Origin of the sequence: Segatella intestinalis, from assembly GCF_029348455.1 — a bacterium.
GTDB lineage: Bacteria > Bacteroidota > Bacteroidia > Bacteroidales > Bacteroidaceae > Prevotella.
The window spans coordinates 14,398-32,659 of record NZ_JARJVV010000015.1 but is presented as its reverse complement, the minus strand read 5'-3'; the positions used below and the strand labels follow the sequence as shown (position 1 = coordinate 32,659).

The following is an 18,262-nucleotide window of genomic DNA, read 5'->3' as shown; positions in this document are numbered from 1 at the left end:
TCTAAAAAACAACGAAAAACAAGACAGAATGTCAGCACTCTGCACCTCGGCACACATTTCGCTTCAACGGTTGGCAAACAACAAATAACATAACGAAACAAATAAAACAAGAAAGGAGAAATATATGACATTCGACAAATTTACAATCAAGGCGCAAGAAGCGGTGCAAGCCGCTGTGAACACAGCGCAACGAAATGGTCAGCAGACCATCGAGCCGGTGCATCTTCTCAGCGGAATCATCGAGAAAGCACCTGATGTGACCAACTATATCTTCCAGAAGTTGGGCATGAACGGAGGACAGATCTCCATGCTCCTGCAGCAGGAATTGCAGCATCTTCCCCGCGTACAGGGTGGCGGACAGCCATACCTCTCCAATGACACCAATCAGATATTGATCAACGCCGAGGATACTGCCAAGAAGATGGGCGACGAGTTCGTAAGCGTAGAGCCTATTCTGCTCGCCATTCTGAAAGGCAACTCTACAGCAGCCCGCATCCTGAAAGATGCCGGCGCCAACGAGAAAGACATGCTCGCTGCCATCCAGGCTCTTCGTCAGGGACAGAACGTGAAGAGCCAGAGTGCAGACGAAAACTATCAGAGTCTGGAGAAATACGCCAAGAACTTGGTTGAACAAGCCAGAAGTGGAAAGCTCGACCCCGTAATCGGACGTGACGAGGAGATACGTCGCGTGCTCCAAATCTTATCAAGAAGAACGAAAAACAACCCAATCCTTATCGGTGAGCCTGGTACTGGTAAAACCGCCATCGTTGAAGGACTTGCCGAAAGAATCGTACGTGGCGACGTACCGGAGAACTTGAAGAACAAGCAGCTCTATTCGCTCGACATGGGCGCACTGGTGGCTGGTGCTAAATATAAAGGCGAATTCGAAGAGCGACTGAAGAGCGTCATCAAGGAAGTGACCAACGCCAACGGACAGATTATCCTCTTCATCGACGAGATTCACACCTTGGTAGGTGCCGGCGGTGGAGAAGGCGCCATGGATGCTGCCAATATTCTGAAGCCTGCATTGGCACGTGGCGAGTTGAGAGCCATCGGTGCCACCACCCTCAACGAGTATCAGAAATACTTCGAGAAGGATAAGGCTTTGGAACGTCGTTTCCAGACCGTAATGGTCAACGAGCCTGACGAGGTGGACGCCATCAGCATTCTCCGAGGCATCAAGGAGCGTTATGAGAACCATCACAAGGTTCGTATTCAGGACGACGCCTGCATCGCAGCTGTCAAGCTTTCTGAACGTTACATCTCCGACCGATTCCTGCCAGACAAGGCTATCGACTTGATGGATGAGGCTGCTGCCAAACTCCGTATGGAGCGCGACTCCGTGCCTGAGGAACTGGACGAGATCACACGTCACCTAAAGCAGTTGGAGATAGAGCGTGAGGCCATCAAACGCGAGAACGACCAGCCTAAGATTCAGCAACTCGACAAGGAGATTGCCGAGCTGAAGGACAAGGAACGCGACTTCCGTGCAAAATGGGAAGGAGAGAAAGACCTCGTCAATAAAATTCAGCAAGACAAGCAGGAGATTGAGAACCTGAAGTTTGAGGCTGAACGCATGGAACGTGAAGGCAACTACGAGCGCGTGGCTGAGATCAGATATTCAAAGCTGACAGCTCTCGAAGAAGACATCAAGCGCATCCAGGAACAACTGAAGAGCACTCAAGGTGGCGAGGCCATGATACGCGAAGAGGTTACTGCCGACGATATTGCCGAGGTGGTAAGCCGCTGGACCGGAATACCTGTAAGCCGTATGATGCAGAGTGAGCGTGAGAAACTGCTCCATTTGGAGGAAGAACTCCACAAGAGAGTCATCGGTCAGGACGAGGCCATCACCGCAGTGAGTGATGCTGTACGCCGCTCACGTGCCGGTTTGCAAGACCCGAAACGTCCTATCGCAAGTTTCATCTTCCTCGGAACAACCGGTGTGGGTAAGACTGAGCTTGCCAAGGCTTTGGCAGAATATCTCTTCAATGACGAGTCGATGATGACACGTATCGATATGAGTGAATATCAAGAGAAGTTCAGCGTCACCCGTCTGATAGGTGCGCCTCCAGGATATGTAGGTTATGATGAGGGTGGACAGTTGACCGAAGCTGTTCGTCGCAAACCATACAGTGTGGTTCTCTTCGATGAGATTGAGAAGGCTCATCCCGATGTCTTCAACACCCTGCTTCAGGTATTGGACGACGGACGACTGACCGACAACAAAGGCCGTGTAGTAAACTTCAAGAACACCATCATCATCATGACTTCCAACGCAAGCCGTGATATGTTGAGAAAGACCTTCCGTCCGGAGTTCCTGAACCGTATCGACGACATCATCACCTTCAAGCCTCTCACCAAAGAGCAGATTGGCCAGGTGGTTGAGCTTCAGATGAACAGAGTCAAGAAGATGTTGGCTCCTCAGGGCTTCGAACTTCGCTGGACTCCTGCCGCCATCCAATATTTGGCAGAGGTGGGCTACGATCCAGAGTTTGGCGCACGCCCTGTAAAGCGCGCAATACAAGACTATGTATTGAACGACTTGAGCAAGAAGATCCTCGCCGAGGAAGTCAGTCGTGAGAAACCTATCACCATCGACCACACCAAGGAAGGCGGATTGCTATTCGAGAACAAGTAATGTTAACGACAGAAAGAGAAACAACTACGCTACTTGCGTAAGTTGAACCATCATAAGATAAGGAGGGTGTGTCATAAGTCTGTGACACACCCTCTTTTTGGTTACATAAACTGAAGTTTCAAAAATGGGGGAGTTAAAGAAATGACCGCCAAGCAGACTGACGACCATACCAAGACAGACAGTCTGCAACAGATGACAGCAACCTACAAAAAAAATAGAAAGATAATATTATTTTGCTCTACAAAAGAAAAAAGAAAGATCTTTCAACACAAGCTGGCAGAAAACACACAAAGACTAACGAGAGCATCACCATCTTCACTTGTTTTCCAAACTCACACAAGTACACGTTTAAGAAGTATCGTCGCTGAGCATCAGACTTTTAAACATCAGCAAAACCTGCAAACACATACACAAAAAGGCGATACAGAAAGCATAAACAGAAGGACAAAAAAATGCCCCGACATCACGTCGGGGCAATTCTTACGTTTTTGAATGTTTCAGCAGTTTTGTGTTTTTTATGTAGTTATGATCTTTTTGAAAATCAGTTTGTGTTTCTTTTCGAGTGCAAATATAATACAAATAATTGATTTAAATCAAATATATCTCTTTTTTTACGCAAAAAATCACGTAAACGTTTGCGGTATTTGCTTCTCTTTATGCGTACCCAACAAGGTAATTTTATAGCTTCTATCAGAATCAATAGGCTTCAACTGCTTACGAAGCCGCTTTCATTGCTCTACGAAATAGGCTTCATTGACTATCGAAGCCGCTTTCATATTTCGAGGCTTTTCTATTCAAAAGTTTTCAATAGGGGTGCTGAGCAGTTACCCAACAAGCCTTTTTCTTAAAAAAAGCATAAATTATGCAGTCAGTATTCCATAGAAATAGCTTTTTTTATTAACTTTGCACATATTATATAATAACAAGCTAATCAATGAAGGAATTTGTCATCTCAGAAGTCAAGGCAGAGACTGCCGTTCTCGTGGGTCTTATCACCAAGGAGCAGGACGAAGCCAAGACCAAGGAATACCTCGACGAGCTGGAATTTCTTGCCGATACGGCAGGAGCTGTAACCGTCAAGCGATTCACGCAGAAGGTTGTCGCTCCCAATCAGACCACCTATGTAGGAAAGGGAAAGCTCGAGGAAATCAAACAATACATTAAGGAAGAAGAGGAAGAAGACCGCGAGATCGGAATGGTCATCTTCGACGACGAATTGTCTGCCAAGCAGATACGCAATATTGAGCAAGAGCTACAGGTAAAGATTCTCGACCGCACATCTCTTATTCTCGACATCTTTGCCATGCGCGCCCAGACTGCTGCCGCCAAGACACAGGTGGAATTGGCACAGTATAGATACATGTTGCCTCGTCTGCAACGACTCTGGACTCACCTTGAGCGCCAGGGCGGTGGTTCTGGCTCGGGTGGCGGTAAAGGTTCTGTAGGATTGCGTGGTCCTGGTGAAACCCAGCTTGAGATGGACCGTCGTATCATCCTCGGCCGCATGAGCTTGCTCAAAGAACGCCTGGCCGAGATAGACAAGCAGAAGACCACTCAGCGCAAGAACCGCGGCCGACTCATCCGTGTGGCCCTTGTCGGCTACACCAACGTGGGCAAGAGCACCATTATGAACCTGCTCTCCAAGAGCGAGGTCTTTGCCGAGAACAAACTCTTCGCCACTCTCGACACCACCGTACGAAAGGTCGTGGTGGAAAATCTGCCTTTCCTCCTGGCCGACACAGTAGGATTTATCCGCAAGTTGCCTACCGACCTGGTAGACTCTTTCAAAAGCACCCTCGACGAGACACGCGAGGCCGACTTGCTGTTGCATGTTGTCGACATCTCGCATCCTGATTTCGAGGAGCAGATACAGGTGGTGGAGAAGACCCTGAAGGAACTGGGCTGCGCCGACAAGCCATCAATGATCATCTTCAACAAGATAGACAACTACTCCTGGGTAGAGAAGGAGGAAGACGACCTTACTCCTATACAGAAAGAGAACATCACCCTCGACGAACTCAAGCGCACATGGATGGCGAAGTTGCACGACGACTGTCTCTTCATCTCTGCCAAGAACAAGGAGAACATCGACGAGTTCCGCAACATTCTGTACAAGAAAGTGCGCGAGCTGCACGTACAGAAGTATCCCTATAATGATTTCCTGTATCAGGACTACGAATAAAAAACAACGACTATGAACGATTACCGACCGCTTACCACCGAAGAGATAGAACAGCTGCAACAGAATGGCTGTTGGGCTGAGGACTGGACTTCCGTCAACGTCGCAGAAGACTTCAATCCCGAACACATGCGTCAGGTAATGCTCTACGGAGAAGTCTGCATAGGCAGCTTCGACAAGAGCATCGAAGTAAGTCCGGGCTTTCACAAGCACTCGGGCATCCGCAATGCCACCTTGCACAATGTCATCATCGGAGACGATTGCCTCATCGAGAACATAGGAGGATTCATCAATAACTATACCATCGGTGACGAGTGCTACCTGTCCAACGTATCCACAATAGAGACTACAGAGGGAGCTACCTATGGAGAAGCCAATGTCATCAGTGTACTCAACGAGGCTGGCGATGGGAACATCATCTCTTTCTCCGAACTGAGCAGTCAGTTGGCAGCACTCATGCTCAAGCATTCTCATAACAAGGAGTTCCGTGAGACACTTTTCCAGTTCGTCAGAGCATATGTTAGCAGCCGACTGCCCGAACGCGGACTGATAGGCAACAATGTGAAGATAGCCAACACCAAGGAGATTATCAACTGCATCATCAACGACTACTGCGAGGTGAACGGAGCAGAGCGGCTGAGTGACTGCACCCTCCTGGGAGATGCTACCAGCAGCGTTTATATAGGAACGGGTGTCATAGCCGAAAACACTATCATCGACCATGGGGCAAGCATCACCAACGGAGCCAACCTGCAAGACTGTTTCGTGGGAGAAGCCTGCCAGATAAACAACAGCTTCACCGCATCGGCATCGGTATTCTTTGCCAACTCGGTAATGAGCAATGGCGAAGCATGTGCCGCCTTCTGCGGTCCGTTCTCAGCCTCTCATCACAAGAGTTCGCTCATCATCGGAAGCCAGGTTTCGTTCTATAATGCCGGTTCTGCCACCAACTTCAGCAACCATGCCTACAAGATGGGGCCCATCCACTGGGGCATCCTGGAGAGAGGCACCAAGACAGCCAGCGGCTCCTACCTTTTCCTGCCTGCCCACATCGGTGCTTACTCCGTATGTCTTGGCAAGACCATGGCTCATCCCGACACAACCTCCTTCCCCTTCTCCTATATTATTGGCGAGGGAGAGAAGACCATACTCATCCCTGGCAGAAACCTTGTCACTGTAGGACTTTACCGCGACATCAACAAGTGGCCCAAGCGCGACCTACGACCAGCCGAGCACCGCAAGAGCATCATCAACCAAGAGTGGCTCTCGCCTTTTGTCATCAGCAAGGCGACAGAAGGAAGGCGCATTCTGCAAGAGCTCTGCACCACTTGCGGAACTCAATGCCAGGAATACCACTATCAGGGACTCACCATTCCGCGCAGCTCACTCCTTTCCGGCATCCGCTTCTACGACATGCTCATCAGTCTCTACTTAGGTCAAGTCATCAAGAAGGCCACGCTTCCTGCAGCAGCAGAAGAAGAAGAAGGACATGAATATGCCCCACTGTCCGAACAGGCCATCCACAATGGCGAAGAAGCATGGACCGATCTGGGTGGTCTGCTCCTGCCGCAGGCTTTGGAGAATCAGCTCGTCGAAGACATCATCGACGGAACAACCGAAGACATTGAGTCTGTTATCAACGCATTGTCCGAGGCTCACAGCCATTATGCCGATTTCAATCAAGTTTATGCTTTCAGCCTCATCCGACAGCTCTACGAAGGAGCCACACCGGCAGCCTTCTCGCTGATCGAAACCAGAGCCGACGAGGCAAAATCGCTATGGACCGAAGCCATCAGAAAAGATGCTCAGAAGGAATACGACTTGGGCGACGTGGACGAAGACACCTTCCTGCACTTTGCCAACTCCATCATTCCTGCCACATAAAAAGTCCAACAAAGAAAAATCATTTATACAACATAAAATCATAAAAGTATGAGTTTAAAAACTATCATGCTGGCGGCACTCTTCACATCGGGTGCGCTTTGTGCCAGCGCAAAAGACTATCATTACACCACCGTACCAGGCGATGCAATGCAAACACGCATCTATACTCTCGACAATGGTCTGAAGGTATACATGTCAGTTAACAAGGAGAAGCCTCGCTTGCAGGTCAACATCGCGGTAAAAACAGGTTCGCGTAATGACCCTGCCGAGACTACAGGTCTGGCTCACTATCTGGAGCACCTGATGTTCAAAGGCACCAAGAAGTTTGGTACCATCGATGCCGCCAAGGAGAAGCCATACCTCGACGAGATAACCCGCCGCTATGAGACTTACCGCAAGCTCACCGATCCCGCACAGCGCAAGCAGGCTTACCACGAGATTGACTCCATCTCACAGTTGGCTGCCAAATACAACATCCCCAACGAGTACGACAAGCTCATGTCGAGCATCGGTAGCGAGGGAACAAACGCCTATACCAGCAATGATGTCACCTGCTACGTGGAGAACATCCCAAACAATGAGATAGAAAACTGGGCCAAGGTGCAGAGCGACCGCTTCCAGAACATGGTCATCCGTGGCTTCCATACAGAGCTGGAGGCTGTGTACGAGGAGAAGAACATCTCCATGGCAAGCGATGCCACCAAGGAGTTTGCTGCTCTCTGGAACCTCCTCACTCCTACCCATCCTTATGGCACACAGACTACCATCGGCGAGCAGGAGCACCTCAAGAACCCAAGCATCATCAACATACAGAACTATTTCCATCGTTACTATGTGCCAAACAATGTGGCTATCGTCATGGCTGGCGACTTTGACCCCGACAAGACCATAGCTCTCATCGACCAGTACTTTGGCTCATGGAAGAAGAGCGACAACCTGTCACGCCCTGAGTTCGAGGCACAGCCTGCCATCACAGCAGTAAAGGACACCACGGTTGTCGGTAAGGAGCAGGAAAACATGATGCTGGCATGGCTCTTCAAGGGCGTCAACGACCAGCAGAACGACACCCTCGATGTCATCAGCGACCTGCTCGCCAACGGCAAGGCAGGACTCTTCGAGGTAGACTTGGAACAGAAGATGAAACTCGCCTCTGCAGGAGCCTTCAACTATGGTCTGCACGACTACACCGCTTTCATCGTTCAGGCACTGCCCAACAAGGGACAGAAACTCGAAGACACACGTGCCCTCGTGCTTGACGAGATGGGCAAGTTGCGCCGTGGCGAGTTTGCCGACGAATTGCTTCCTGCTGTCATGGCAAACAAGAAGCTCAACTTCTACAAAGGACTCGACGACAACGAGAACCGAGCCAGCATCATGGTGGACGCCTTCATCAACGACCAGAAATGGGAAGACGTAGCCAAGCAGCTCGACCGCCAGAGCAAGTTGACCAAGAAAGATATCATCGACTTTGCCAACAAGCATCTGCGTGCCGACAACTTCGTATGTGTTTACAAGCGCATCGGCGAGGACAAGACGCTCAAGAAGATTGAGAAGCCTGCCATCACTCCTATACCTGCCAACCGCGAGTATGAGAGCGATTTCGTCAAAGAAATCAAGAACGCAGAAGTGGCTCCTATACAGCCTGAGTTCCTCGACTTCAAGAAAGACCTCACCGTCACCAAGACCAGCAAAAAGCTGCCTTTGCTCTACAAACAGAACACACAGGACGACCTCTTCAACCTCTCCTTCCGTTATGAGTTGGGCGACGAGGATGACATGCGCTACAGCTATGCTGCTGATTATCTCGGCTACATAGGTACCGACAAGAAGACCGTCTCTGAAATCAAACAGGCTTTCTATAACATTGCCTGCAACTACAGTGTGGCTCAGGGCACCAAGAGCCTCAGCATCAACATCAATGGTCTGAACGAGAACCTTCCTAAGGCACTCAGCCTCTTGGAGGACTTGCTGCATCATGCCAAAGCCGACAAGACTTCATGGAACCAGTATGTGGACCTCGTAGAGAAGAATGGCAACGACATGAAGGCCAACCAGAAGGCCAACTTCTCACGCTTGTGGGACTATTGCGTATATGGTCCTTACAACCCAAGCCGCAATCAGATTCTCCCTGCCGACCTTCGCAAGATGGATCCACAGGAGCTGATCAACCTTCTGGGCGCACTCGACAATATCGAGCACACCGTATTCTATTATGGTCCTTACAGCGAGAAACAGCTCAACAGCCTCCTCGCCAAAGAACATAAGACTGGCAAGAAACTCATCCCTGCTCCACAGGGCAAGGAGTACACCAAGCAGCAGCCACAGAGCAACGAGATTCTCATTGCTCCCTACGAGGCTAAGAACATCTATCTGCGCCAGTACCAGAACGAGGGTAAGACTTTCACCGACGACAATGCTGCCGTAGTAGGACTCTTCAATGAGTACTTTGGCGGAAGCATGAACGCCATCGTCTTCCAGGAACTTCGCGAGACAAGAGGTCTGGCTTACAACGCAGGTTCTTATTATGTACGCCCTGGTCGTAAGAACGATACAGAATACTTCTTCACTCATATCATCTCGCAGAGCGACAAGATGATGGACTGCATCAACGTGTTCAACGAGATCATCAACAACCTGCCACAGAACGAGGCTGCATTCAACCTGGCTAAGCAGAGCCTCATCAAGAGCCTGCAGAGTATGCGTACCACTAAGGACAATGTGCTCTACGCGTACTTCAATGCCAAGCTGAAGGGACTCGACTACGATCCCAACAAGAAGCTCTATGAGGCACTCCAGAACGTGACACTTCAGGACATCACTAACTTCGAGAAGCAGAATATCGTAGGCAAGCCTTACCGCATGGTCATCCTCGGCAACGAGAAAGACCTCGACATGAAGAGCCTCGAGAAGATTGCGCCTATCAAGCGCCTCTCTCAGGAAGAGATCTTCGGATTCTGATTTATTGTCAAGAATTTAACTGAACTTTCGCATGTAGCTTAAGTACGGGCTGAAGGCCCAAAAACTCCTAGCCCAGGGCAGCGCCCTGGGTATAATAGCAATCAGCAAGGCGCCCTGTAAGGGCAAAAGCCTTATGTTTTGTTTGGAGTTTTAAAGCTTTTGCCCTTACAGGGCGACAGGTTTGCGCCCGTAATAACCCAGGGCGTTGCCCTGGGCTAAGAGCTTCTGCCCTTTCAGGGCGTGTGAGGTAAAACTTGCGAAACTTGAGAGAATTTAAGAATATCCCAAGGCTAATCATTAGGAAAAATGAAGATTGGCAGGAAGTCAGTTCGCTGTGTGAACTTCTTTCTCAATAATTCAACAGATAAGGGGAAGGAAAAAGAAGAATTCTTTAATTCTCAAATTCTTGACAAAACAAAACAACTTGAATATTTCAACAGTATAATAACAACAAAAAAACATTATGGCAAAAGCTCCAGATTTTAAGTACGCTCCAATGTTTCAGCTTGGAGAGGACAAGACAGAGTATCGCCTTATCTCAAAAGAAGGCGTAAGCACAGCAGAGTTCGAGGGAAAAACAATCCTCAAGGTTTCAAAGGAAGCACTTACCCTGCTCGCACAGCAGGGTTTCCACGACGTAGAGTTCATGCTCCGTCGTGAGCACAACCTCCAGGTGGCTAAGATTCTCAGCGACCCAGAGGCTTCTGAGAACGACAAATACGTAGCTCTCCAGTTCCTCCGCAACGCAGAGACTGCCGTGAAGGGCATTCTCCCATTCTGCCAGGATACAGGTACTGCCATCATTCATGGCGAGAAAGGTCAGCGTGTATGGACCGACTTCGAGGACGAAGAGGCTTTGAGCCTTGGTGTTTACAACACATACACACAGGACAACCTTCGCTATTCACAGAATGCTCCTCTCAATATGTATGATGAGGTAAACACCCGTTGCAACCTGCCTGCCCAGATCGATATCGAGGCAACCGAGGGCGACGAGTATCGCTTCGTGATGGTTGCCAAGGGTGGCGGTTCTGCCAACAAGACCTACTTCTACCCTATGACTAAGGCCACTATCCAGAACGAAGGCACCCTCCTCCCATTCCTCGTAGAGAAGATGAAGAGCCTCGGTACAGCAGCATGTCCTCCTTACCACATCGCATTCGTTATCGGTGGTACTTCTGCCGAGAAGAACCTCCTTACCGTGAAGCTGGCTTCTATCAAGTATTATGATGAGTTGCCTACAACAGGTGATGAGACTGGTCGTGCCTTCCGTGACATCGACTTGGAGAACAAGCTCCTCAATGAGGCTCACAAGATTGGCTTGGGTGCACAGTTTGGTGGTAAGTACTTGGCTCACGACATCCGTGTCATCCGTCTGCCTCGTCATGGTGCCAGCTGCCCTATCGGTATGGGTGTAAGCTGCTCTGCCGACCGCAACATCAAGGCTAAGATCAACAAGGACGGTATCTGGTTGGAGAAGATGGATGAGAACCCAACAGAGTTGATTCCTGAGGAGCTCCGCAACCCAGGAGAGGGTACCAAGGGTATCGAGATCGACCTCGACAAGGGTATCGACGCTGTACGCGCTGAGTTGAGCAAGTATCCTGTAAGCACCCGTGTCAACCTGAAGGGAACCATCATCGTGGCTCGTGACATCGCTCATGCCAAGCTCAAGGCTCGCTTGGATGCTGGCGAGGAGATGCCAGAGTACTTCAAGAACCACCCTATCCTCTATGCTGGTCCTGCCAAGACTCCAGAGGGTTATCCATGTGGCTCTATGGGTCCTACCACAGCCAATCGTATGGACCCATACGTTGACGAGTTCCAGGATCATGGCGCCAGCTTGGTCATGATTGCCAAGGGCAACCGTGGCGACATCGTGACAGAGGCCTGCAAGAAGCATGGTGGTTTCTACCTCGGAACTATCGGTGGTGTAGCTGCCGTTCTCTCTCAGAGTTCCATCAAGAGCATCGAGTGCGTAGAGTATCCTGAGCTCGGCATGGAGGCTATCTGGAAGATTACCGTAGAGGACTTCCCTGCATTCATCCTCGTAGACGACAAGGGCAACGACTTCTTCAAGCAGCTGAAGCCTTGGACTCCATGCAAGGAGTGCCAGAAATAAAATCACACTTATCTTTACATAAAGGGTGCGCCACTAATCCGTGGCACACCCTTTTTTCTATCTTGACAACTTCCTTTCCATCAATATCAAGGTTCAACATAAAAGTCATTTCTTTTGCGATAACAATTTTATTAAAATACTTGGATTATTCGATTTTTTTTCCATGAAAACTTTATGAAGATCTGTACCTCAAGCTTTAATCGCGACACAGCAAAAGTATTTAAAATAAGACAGGCAGACTTGAAATGATCAAGACTGCCTGAGGGATGCGAAAACGACGTTCTGATGGCTATAACTTTTAACGACCGAAGGGAGTGATAACTCCTTTATCATCTAAACTCCTGAACCCAGCGAAAGTTGAGAAAGATAGAAATGAAATTTGCATAAACAAGGATTTATTTGTATTTTTGCACGAGAATGGAGAATAGAAAAATCATACACATTGATATGGATGCCTTCTTTGCGGCAGTAGAGCAAAGAGACAATCCTGAACTTCGGGGCAAACCCATTGCGGTAGGCTTCGACGGTCCACGTGGTGTGGTGTCTACTGCCAGCTATGAGGCACGTCGTTTCGGAGTACATTCTGCACAGTCAATCGCACAGGCCAAACGCCTCTGTCCCGACCTCATCATCGTGCCTTGCCGACACGAACATTATAAAGAGGTGTCGCAGCAGATTCACCACATCTTCCAGGATTATACCGACCTCATAGAACCAATCTCCATCGACGAGGCCTTTCTCGATGTCACCCATAATAAGAAAGGTATAGAGCTGGCTGTAGATGTGGCACGCGAAATCAAGGCACGCATCAAAGCAGAGACAGGACTCACCGCATCGGCAGGTATCAGCTATTGCAAGTTTCTCGCCAAGGTGGCTTCCGACTATCGCAAGCCCGATGGCATCTGCACCATTCACCCCGACAAGGCTCTCGACTTTATCTCTCAACTGCCCGTGGAAGATTTTTGGGGCGTAGGCAAGAAGACTCTGCAGAAGATGCACTACATGGGAATTTACCGCGGAGCCGACCTGCGTAAGGTTTCAGAACAGCATCTCGTCGAAGTTTTTGGCAAGGCTGGTCATGTCTTCTACCATTTTGCACGTGGCATCGACAATCGCCCCGTCGTTACGTATCGCGAAAGGAAGTCTGTGGGATGCGAACAGACTTTCTTAGAGGATATATACACTCCCTCTGCCGTCATCATACAACTCTATCACACCGTCCTGGAGTTGCTTACCCGCATAGCCCGCAGCGAGTTCGAAGGCCGCACCCTCACCCTGAAAATCAAGTTTGCCGACTTCACCCAGATAACAAGAAGCATCTCGCAAGACAAGATTCTGAAGAGTAAGGCCGACATACTGTCTCTCTCCAAACTTCTGCTCAAGCAGGTGGAGTATTCCTCCGCCCACCCCATCCGCCTCATAGGCCTCTCAGTGAGCAATGCCACAAGCGAAGAAGCTAAGAAAGAAGACCGTGAGAACAGCACCCACAAACCCGAGTACAAGGAACTGGAATTGGAATTCGAGGAATGGGATGAGTAGTTCCCCGTATTGATTGAAGTCCATTCAGAACTCTGCTCCTAACCTTCCGAATATGAGTTCATGTAGCTGTATTTTATCATTCTCATTTTTGTAAATGGGGAAGATTCCCCAAAAAACGAAAAAGGCCCATCCCCCAAAAAGGGAGATGAGCCTCGCAAAGTTATGGTGTTTTGAAAAAACGATGTGTCTGATCTACTTTCTCAATTAATACTGACTGATCTTCAGATTGCTAATCTTGACGTTGGCGCCATTATAGCTATTGATACTCCAACAATTTTTCTGAATGCCATAGATGCGGTTGGTATAGCTGCAGACATCATTGATGTACATCACACAGATACTGTTGTCGGTGTAGATGGTGACGTTGTACACATTGTCGGCAGGACGGGCAAACACGTAGCCATCAATACCGGCAATGAAGCCCTTACCCTCTACGCCTTGCTCCTCAAAGTTTACCTTGCGGTTGTTCTCATCCTCTGGGTTGACAACCATGGTGTAATACTTCTTAGAGTCAGAGCCACGAACCATAGAGATACCAAACTTATCCCATTTGTTGGAAGTGGTGACGGTGAAGCTGATCTTGTTGTGATTACCCAGACGACCCATCAGCATGTAAGCATCAGGCTGCTCGACATTGCCTGCAAGCGTATAGGTGCCATCAGCCTCGGTCATGTTCTGGCTCTCCTTCACCTCTACGGCAACATCCTGGTTGTACTTCTCGCTCACGGCATCAACCTGTCCGAGTGTCAGCGTACCGTCCTCATGCTGGATGAGCTTATAGCAAACCAAGTTGCCAGCCCACTCTGGCTCTGCAGGCGAAGCACCCACAGCAGTATTGTCCTTACCGCTTCGAGTAGGACACCAGCCCCACAAATAGCGGTTGGTACCATCGCTGGCAGTCTTGCCGGCATAAAGACCACGGCTGTCGAGGAAGCCCTCGTGAGCATCAGGCCATATTCCTGCATCATTGGCGGTACAAGCCTTCAACTCGTCAAGTGTTCTTCCCTTGAAATACTGCACTCTGCGTACAGCATGATGAAGTTCGCTATACACCAAGTACCAATAGTCGCCCATCTTGAAGAGGTCAGGACACTCGTAGAAACGGTCCCACATCATGGTCATGAACACACCATTGTCAGTCCAGTTCTTCAAGTCGTCAGATACGAACTCAGCTAAGCTACCCTTGCCACCCTTCTTGGTAGAAATGAGCATGTGGAACTTGCCATCATCACCCTTAAACACGAATGGGTCGCGGAAATCGTTCTTATCGTAGCCGAAGTCCTGACCTTTGATCAAAAAAGTACGATCCTTGGTCCAGGTCTTGAAATCGGCAGAAGTTGCTACCATCACAGCCTGTGCGCTCTCGTCACCTGTAGGCTTATACTTATTACCTGTATAGAATGTATAGTAAAGCTTACTTGCCTCATCGTAGATGGTAGAACCAGTACCGATGGCAGCATCCTGCGACTTCAGGGTGCCACAAGAAACCAGTTCACCCAAAGCAGTATAGTGGGCAGCATCCTTGGTACTTACACCCCAGATGGGGTGGTAAGTTCCTTCAGGATTAGGACGGAAGTCCTGCAGATACAACACCTTGAAATCGCCAGCCACTGGATCGAAGAAAGGCATAGGGTCGCCTACATAGCCCACAGCAGGCTTGTAATAAGTATCCTGTGCTGCAGCATCGGATGAGTTGAAATAAGTAGTGGTAGACCAGTCCTTCTGCTCGGGGGCAGCATCGCTGTCGCTGCATGAAGCGAGAGGCAAAGCGAGGCATGACGCCAATATTATAGAATTTATCATTGTCTTCATTTTTGTTTATTGTTAATGGTTCATAAGATAATTAAATGCATTCTTGGTCATGATGGCCACATTAGCATGGAACTTCTCTGTGAAAGGACCTACGCTGTACCAGTCGTAGCAACCAGAACCTATACAGAGGGTCTTACCTGAATTCTCTTTGGCAGGATACTCCCATACCACGACAGCACCGTCACCACCGTAACCCAGGTCGATGGCACCAGTCTTCTCTCTCCATACGGCATAATTGTCAAAACCACCCCAGTCGACTCCAATATGCCATTGAGCAGTAGAGTTGGTGATGCGGTAGTTGGCATCAGTAGTGTATACACTGTTGGCGTCATCACCTTTCACCAGTCCCTGATAGAGGGCGTGGTCGGAATGAGAACCTGCGGCATCATTGCCCATTTTGAAGTCCCAAGGACCTCCACAAGTTTCGGCGTCATTTTCCACTTGTCCCCAGCAGTTGTTTGGTACCAATCCATTATTGTCGATACCCAACTCGCCTGGCATATTGGTAGCGTAACGTGTGAAGAGGAAGGAACCACCAGCCTTATAGTAGTCTCTCAGCACAGCCTGTGCGGCAATAGCCTCAGGAGCAGCCTGCTCGAATTTCGCCTTACCGTCCACTCCACCGTCTTTGTGGAAGTGCCACCATATCACCTTACACTCACTCAAGTCTACATTGCCATTCTTGATATCAGTAAACGAAGCATAGATAGAGTTGTCCACATTCGCGAGCATCCACTCGCAGGCAGCCTTCTCCTCAGGCACCAGCTCGTCCATCGTCAGAGCCAAGCTTGCGAATACAGCAGTAGGCTTGCCTATCTGATTGACGGTTACAGTGTAGGTGCTTGTAGCCGTATTGTTGGTTACGGTATAGGCCACAGGATTCGTGAAGTCGACTGGTGCACCCGAAACAGGTGCGACAGTAGCATTCTCGCTCACCTTGATAGAAGGTATCAGCTTGGTGATGTCCACCGTCTGTGGTACATTAATGGTAATGGTCTTGTTGCTCTCGTTAATGGCTCCTGTATAGATACCATTCACCTTGAAAGAGAGAATCTTTGCCTCATCGCGCTTGGCAACGAGAGTCCAGTCGAGGAACACATCGCCATTCTTCACGCGCAAGGTCTGTGCAAGGAGCATATTCATCTTGTCGCCCACCTTGGCATCACACACAGCACCATCGCTGAGTGTGAGTTTGCTCAAGGTCATCTGACTGATGTCGTAGGTCTCTGGCACACGTACGGTAATGGTACGTGCAGCCTTGTCTACTGTTCCTTCATAATCATCGAGTGCCAGTTCAGTAACAGAACAGCCTCCTGTGAGCTGCAGGTCGGACACATTATCCTCGCTGCAGGCTGTGAGGGCAAGAAAGCCCATCAATATAAATAATAATTTCTTCATATTACCATCCTCCTATGTTCTGTGTGTAATGTCCGTCGGAAGCCGCTACCTGTGAGAAAGGTATTGGCAGATATTCGTTCTTGTTGGCTGTAAAGTGAGCATCTCCATAGATAGAGCAGTTGTTGGTCTCCTCAGCAAAGTACTTGTTGAGCACCTTCTCTGCCTCACCCCATCTCACGAGGTCGAAGAAGCGTTCACTCTCCATACCCATCTCCAAACGACGCTCCATCTTCACAATCTTCAGAGCATCTTCCTGGCTGTAAGAACCATTATAGGTAGAGATATTGAACTTCACGCCATAGTCAGAAGGATAATTGGCTATCATACCTGTACTCTGCTTGGCACGCAGGCGAATCTTGTTGACCAGCTTGATGGCCTCACCCGTCTCGTTGAGCTGTGCATAAGCCTCAGCACGCTCCAAGAGTACGTCGGCATAACGGAACACGATGCGGTTCATAGGTGTACCCCACCAAGAGCCCTTTACCATGTAACCACAGTCTGGATCTACGTTCTGCTTCAAGGTTACATAATAACCATAAAGACCATTAGAACGGCTCCATGTGGAGCTGGCGTCCATCATGTACTTGCTGTTGAACTCGTATGGAAGACCCGTCAGACCTACAGTGAGGAACAGACGTGGGTCAGCATCCTGTGTCAAGTCGTAGTCCTTATTATTAAAGGTGTCAATGAAAGGATGACCGTCGGCATCGGTACGATAGGCGTTCACAAGATTCTGACTGGGCTTGTAGAAGTCACAACCTCCATCGGTAACACCAGGGATATTAGGCACGATAAGACCGTAGCTCCAGTTCAGGTTACCATACTTGGTACCGTCGTTGATAGAATACTGCATGGCCCAGATGCTCTCCACACCATTCTCGTACTGTGTCTCAGGACGGAAGTTGTTGTGGAAGTCAGCCTCGAGATCGAAGCCACCTGCGCTATAGATGTCAGGATTGCTATACTCGATGACCTTTAGCAAGTCTTCTCTGTTGATGCTGGTCACCTGATTGGATGAAGGATCATCCTGGCGATAAGCCTTATAGAGATAAGCCTTGGTGAGGAAGGCTGCAGCTGCTGCCTTGGAAGGACGACCCTTATCGGTCTGCTTCACTGGAAGCACACTATAGGCATACTCCACATCGTTGATAATCTGCTGCCAGCCCTCATCATTGGTAAACTCGGTGTTGGAAAGGGTATTGTAGTCTTCCTGCTTCAGGTTGGCATCCATGATGAAAGGAATATTCTTGTAGAGACGCTTCAACAGGAAGTGGGCGTAGGCACGCAAGAACTTCATCTCGCCTAAACGCTGATCCTTGAGCTGATAGCTGTCACTGGTGGCCTCAAGCACAGAGATGGCTGAGTTGACACGTGAGATACAGTTGTAAAGGCGCACCCACATATCGTTGATATTCCAGTTGGTGGTAAGCACACCCTGCTCTATCTCCAACTGATGGAATACGTCACCATCACTGGTTCCGTTGCCACCCTTATAGGCATCATCGCTGCGGACATCGAAGTTCCACATCGAGAAGGAAGAGTTGACGTCTTCGGCTGTTGTGAAGACAGCGTAAGCCGAGATAACCAGGTTATCCACATTGCTTGGGTCCTTCACCATGTCGCTGTCGAGCACACCCTGAGGTTTCTGGTCGTCCAGAAAGTCAGAGCAACTTGTCGTACCCACCAAGGCAAGAACGGTAAGGACAGAATATAATATCTTTTTCATAAT

9 protein-coding genes are annotated in these 18,262 nt (G+C 49.2%); 6 read left to right on the top strand and 3 right to left on the bottom strand.

The window, feature by feature from the left end; translation table 11 throughout:
• Positions 1 to 124: 124 nt before the first annotated feature.
• The 6 genes from clpB to dinB all read left to right on the top strand — a co-directional run bounded on the left by clpB (position 125) and on the right by dinB (position 13,323).
• Positions 125 to 2,641: an ATP-dependent chaperone ClpB gene (gene clpB, locus P3T48_RS10805; RefSeq protein WP_158463148.1), complete on the top strand. Its 2,517-nt coding sequence runs from the start codon at positions 125 to 127 to the stop codon at positions 2,639 to 2,641.
• A 934-nt stretch (positions 2,642 to 3,575) separates the two neighbouring features.
• The gene (hflX, locus tag P3T48_RS10800; protein WP_276506688.1) at positions 3,576 to 4,823 is read left to right on the top strand and encodes a GTPase HflX; all 1,248 of its coding nucleotides are present in this window, start codon (positions 3,576 to 3,578) and stop codon (positions 4,821 to 4,823) included.
• 12 nt (positions 4,824 to 4,835) lie between these two features.
• A complete protein-coding gene (locus P3T48_RS10795; protein WP_276506686.1) occupies positions 4,836 to 6,704 on the top strand; it encodes a DUF4954 family protein in 1,869 nt (622 codons plus the stop codon).
• A gap of 48 nt (positions 6,705 to 6,752) precedes the next feature.
• The gene (locus tag P3T48_RS10790; protein ID WP_276506685.1) at positions 6,753 to 9,662 is read left to right on the top strand and encodes a M16 family metallopeptidase; all 2,910 of its coding nucleotides are present in this window, start codon (positions 6,753 to 6,755) and stop codon (positions 9,660 to 9,662) included.
• 463 nt (positions 9,663 to 10,125) lie between these two features.
• Positions 10,126 to 11,784, top strand: a complete 1,659-nt coding sequence (locus P3T48_RS10785; protein ID WP_217758715.1) for a fumarate hydratase — start codon at positions 10,126 to 10,128, stop codon at positions 11,782 to 11,784.
• A 417-nt stretch (positions 11,785 to 12,201) separates the two neighbouring features.
• Entirely contained in the window at positions 12,202 to 13,323 is a 1,122-nt protein-coding gene (gene dinB / locus P3T48_RS10780) for a DNA polymerase IV (protein ID WP_276506684.1), read from the top strand.
• Between the two features lie 204 nt (positions 13,324 to 13,527).
• On the opposite strand, the gene P3T48_RS10775 is transcribed toward dinB, so the two are convergent.
• Genes P3T48_RS10775 through P3T48_RS10765 form a run of 3 tightly spaced genes read right to left on the bottom strand, consistent with a single transcriptional unit; the run spans position 13,528 to position 18,259 of the window.
• Complete coding sequence (locus tag P3T48_RS10775; protein WP_276506683.1) at positions 13,528 to 15,135, bottom strand: glycoside hydrolase domain-containing protein; 1,608 nt, start codon at positions 15,133 to 15,135, stop codon at positions 13,528 to 13,530.
• A 12-nt stretch (positions 15,136 to 15,147) separates the two neighbouring features.
• A complete protein-coding gene (locus P3T48_RS10770; RefSeq protein WP_276506682.1) occupies positions 15,148 to 16,533 on the bottom strand; it encodes a DUF4960 domain-containing protein in 1,386 nt (461 codons plus the stop codon).
• Position 16,534: 1 nt separating this feature from the next.
• Positions 16,535 to 18,259, bottom strand: coding sequence for a RagB/SusD family nutrient uptake outer membrane protein (locus P3T48_RS10765; RefSeq protein WP_276506681.1), 1,725 nt, complete (start codon positions 18,257 to 18,259; stop codon positions 16,535 to 16,537).
• Between the last annotated feature and the right edge of the window lie 3 nt (positions 18,260 to 18,262).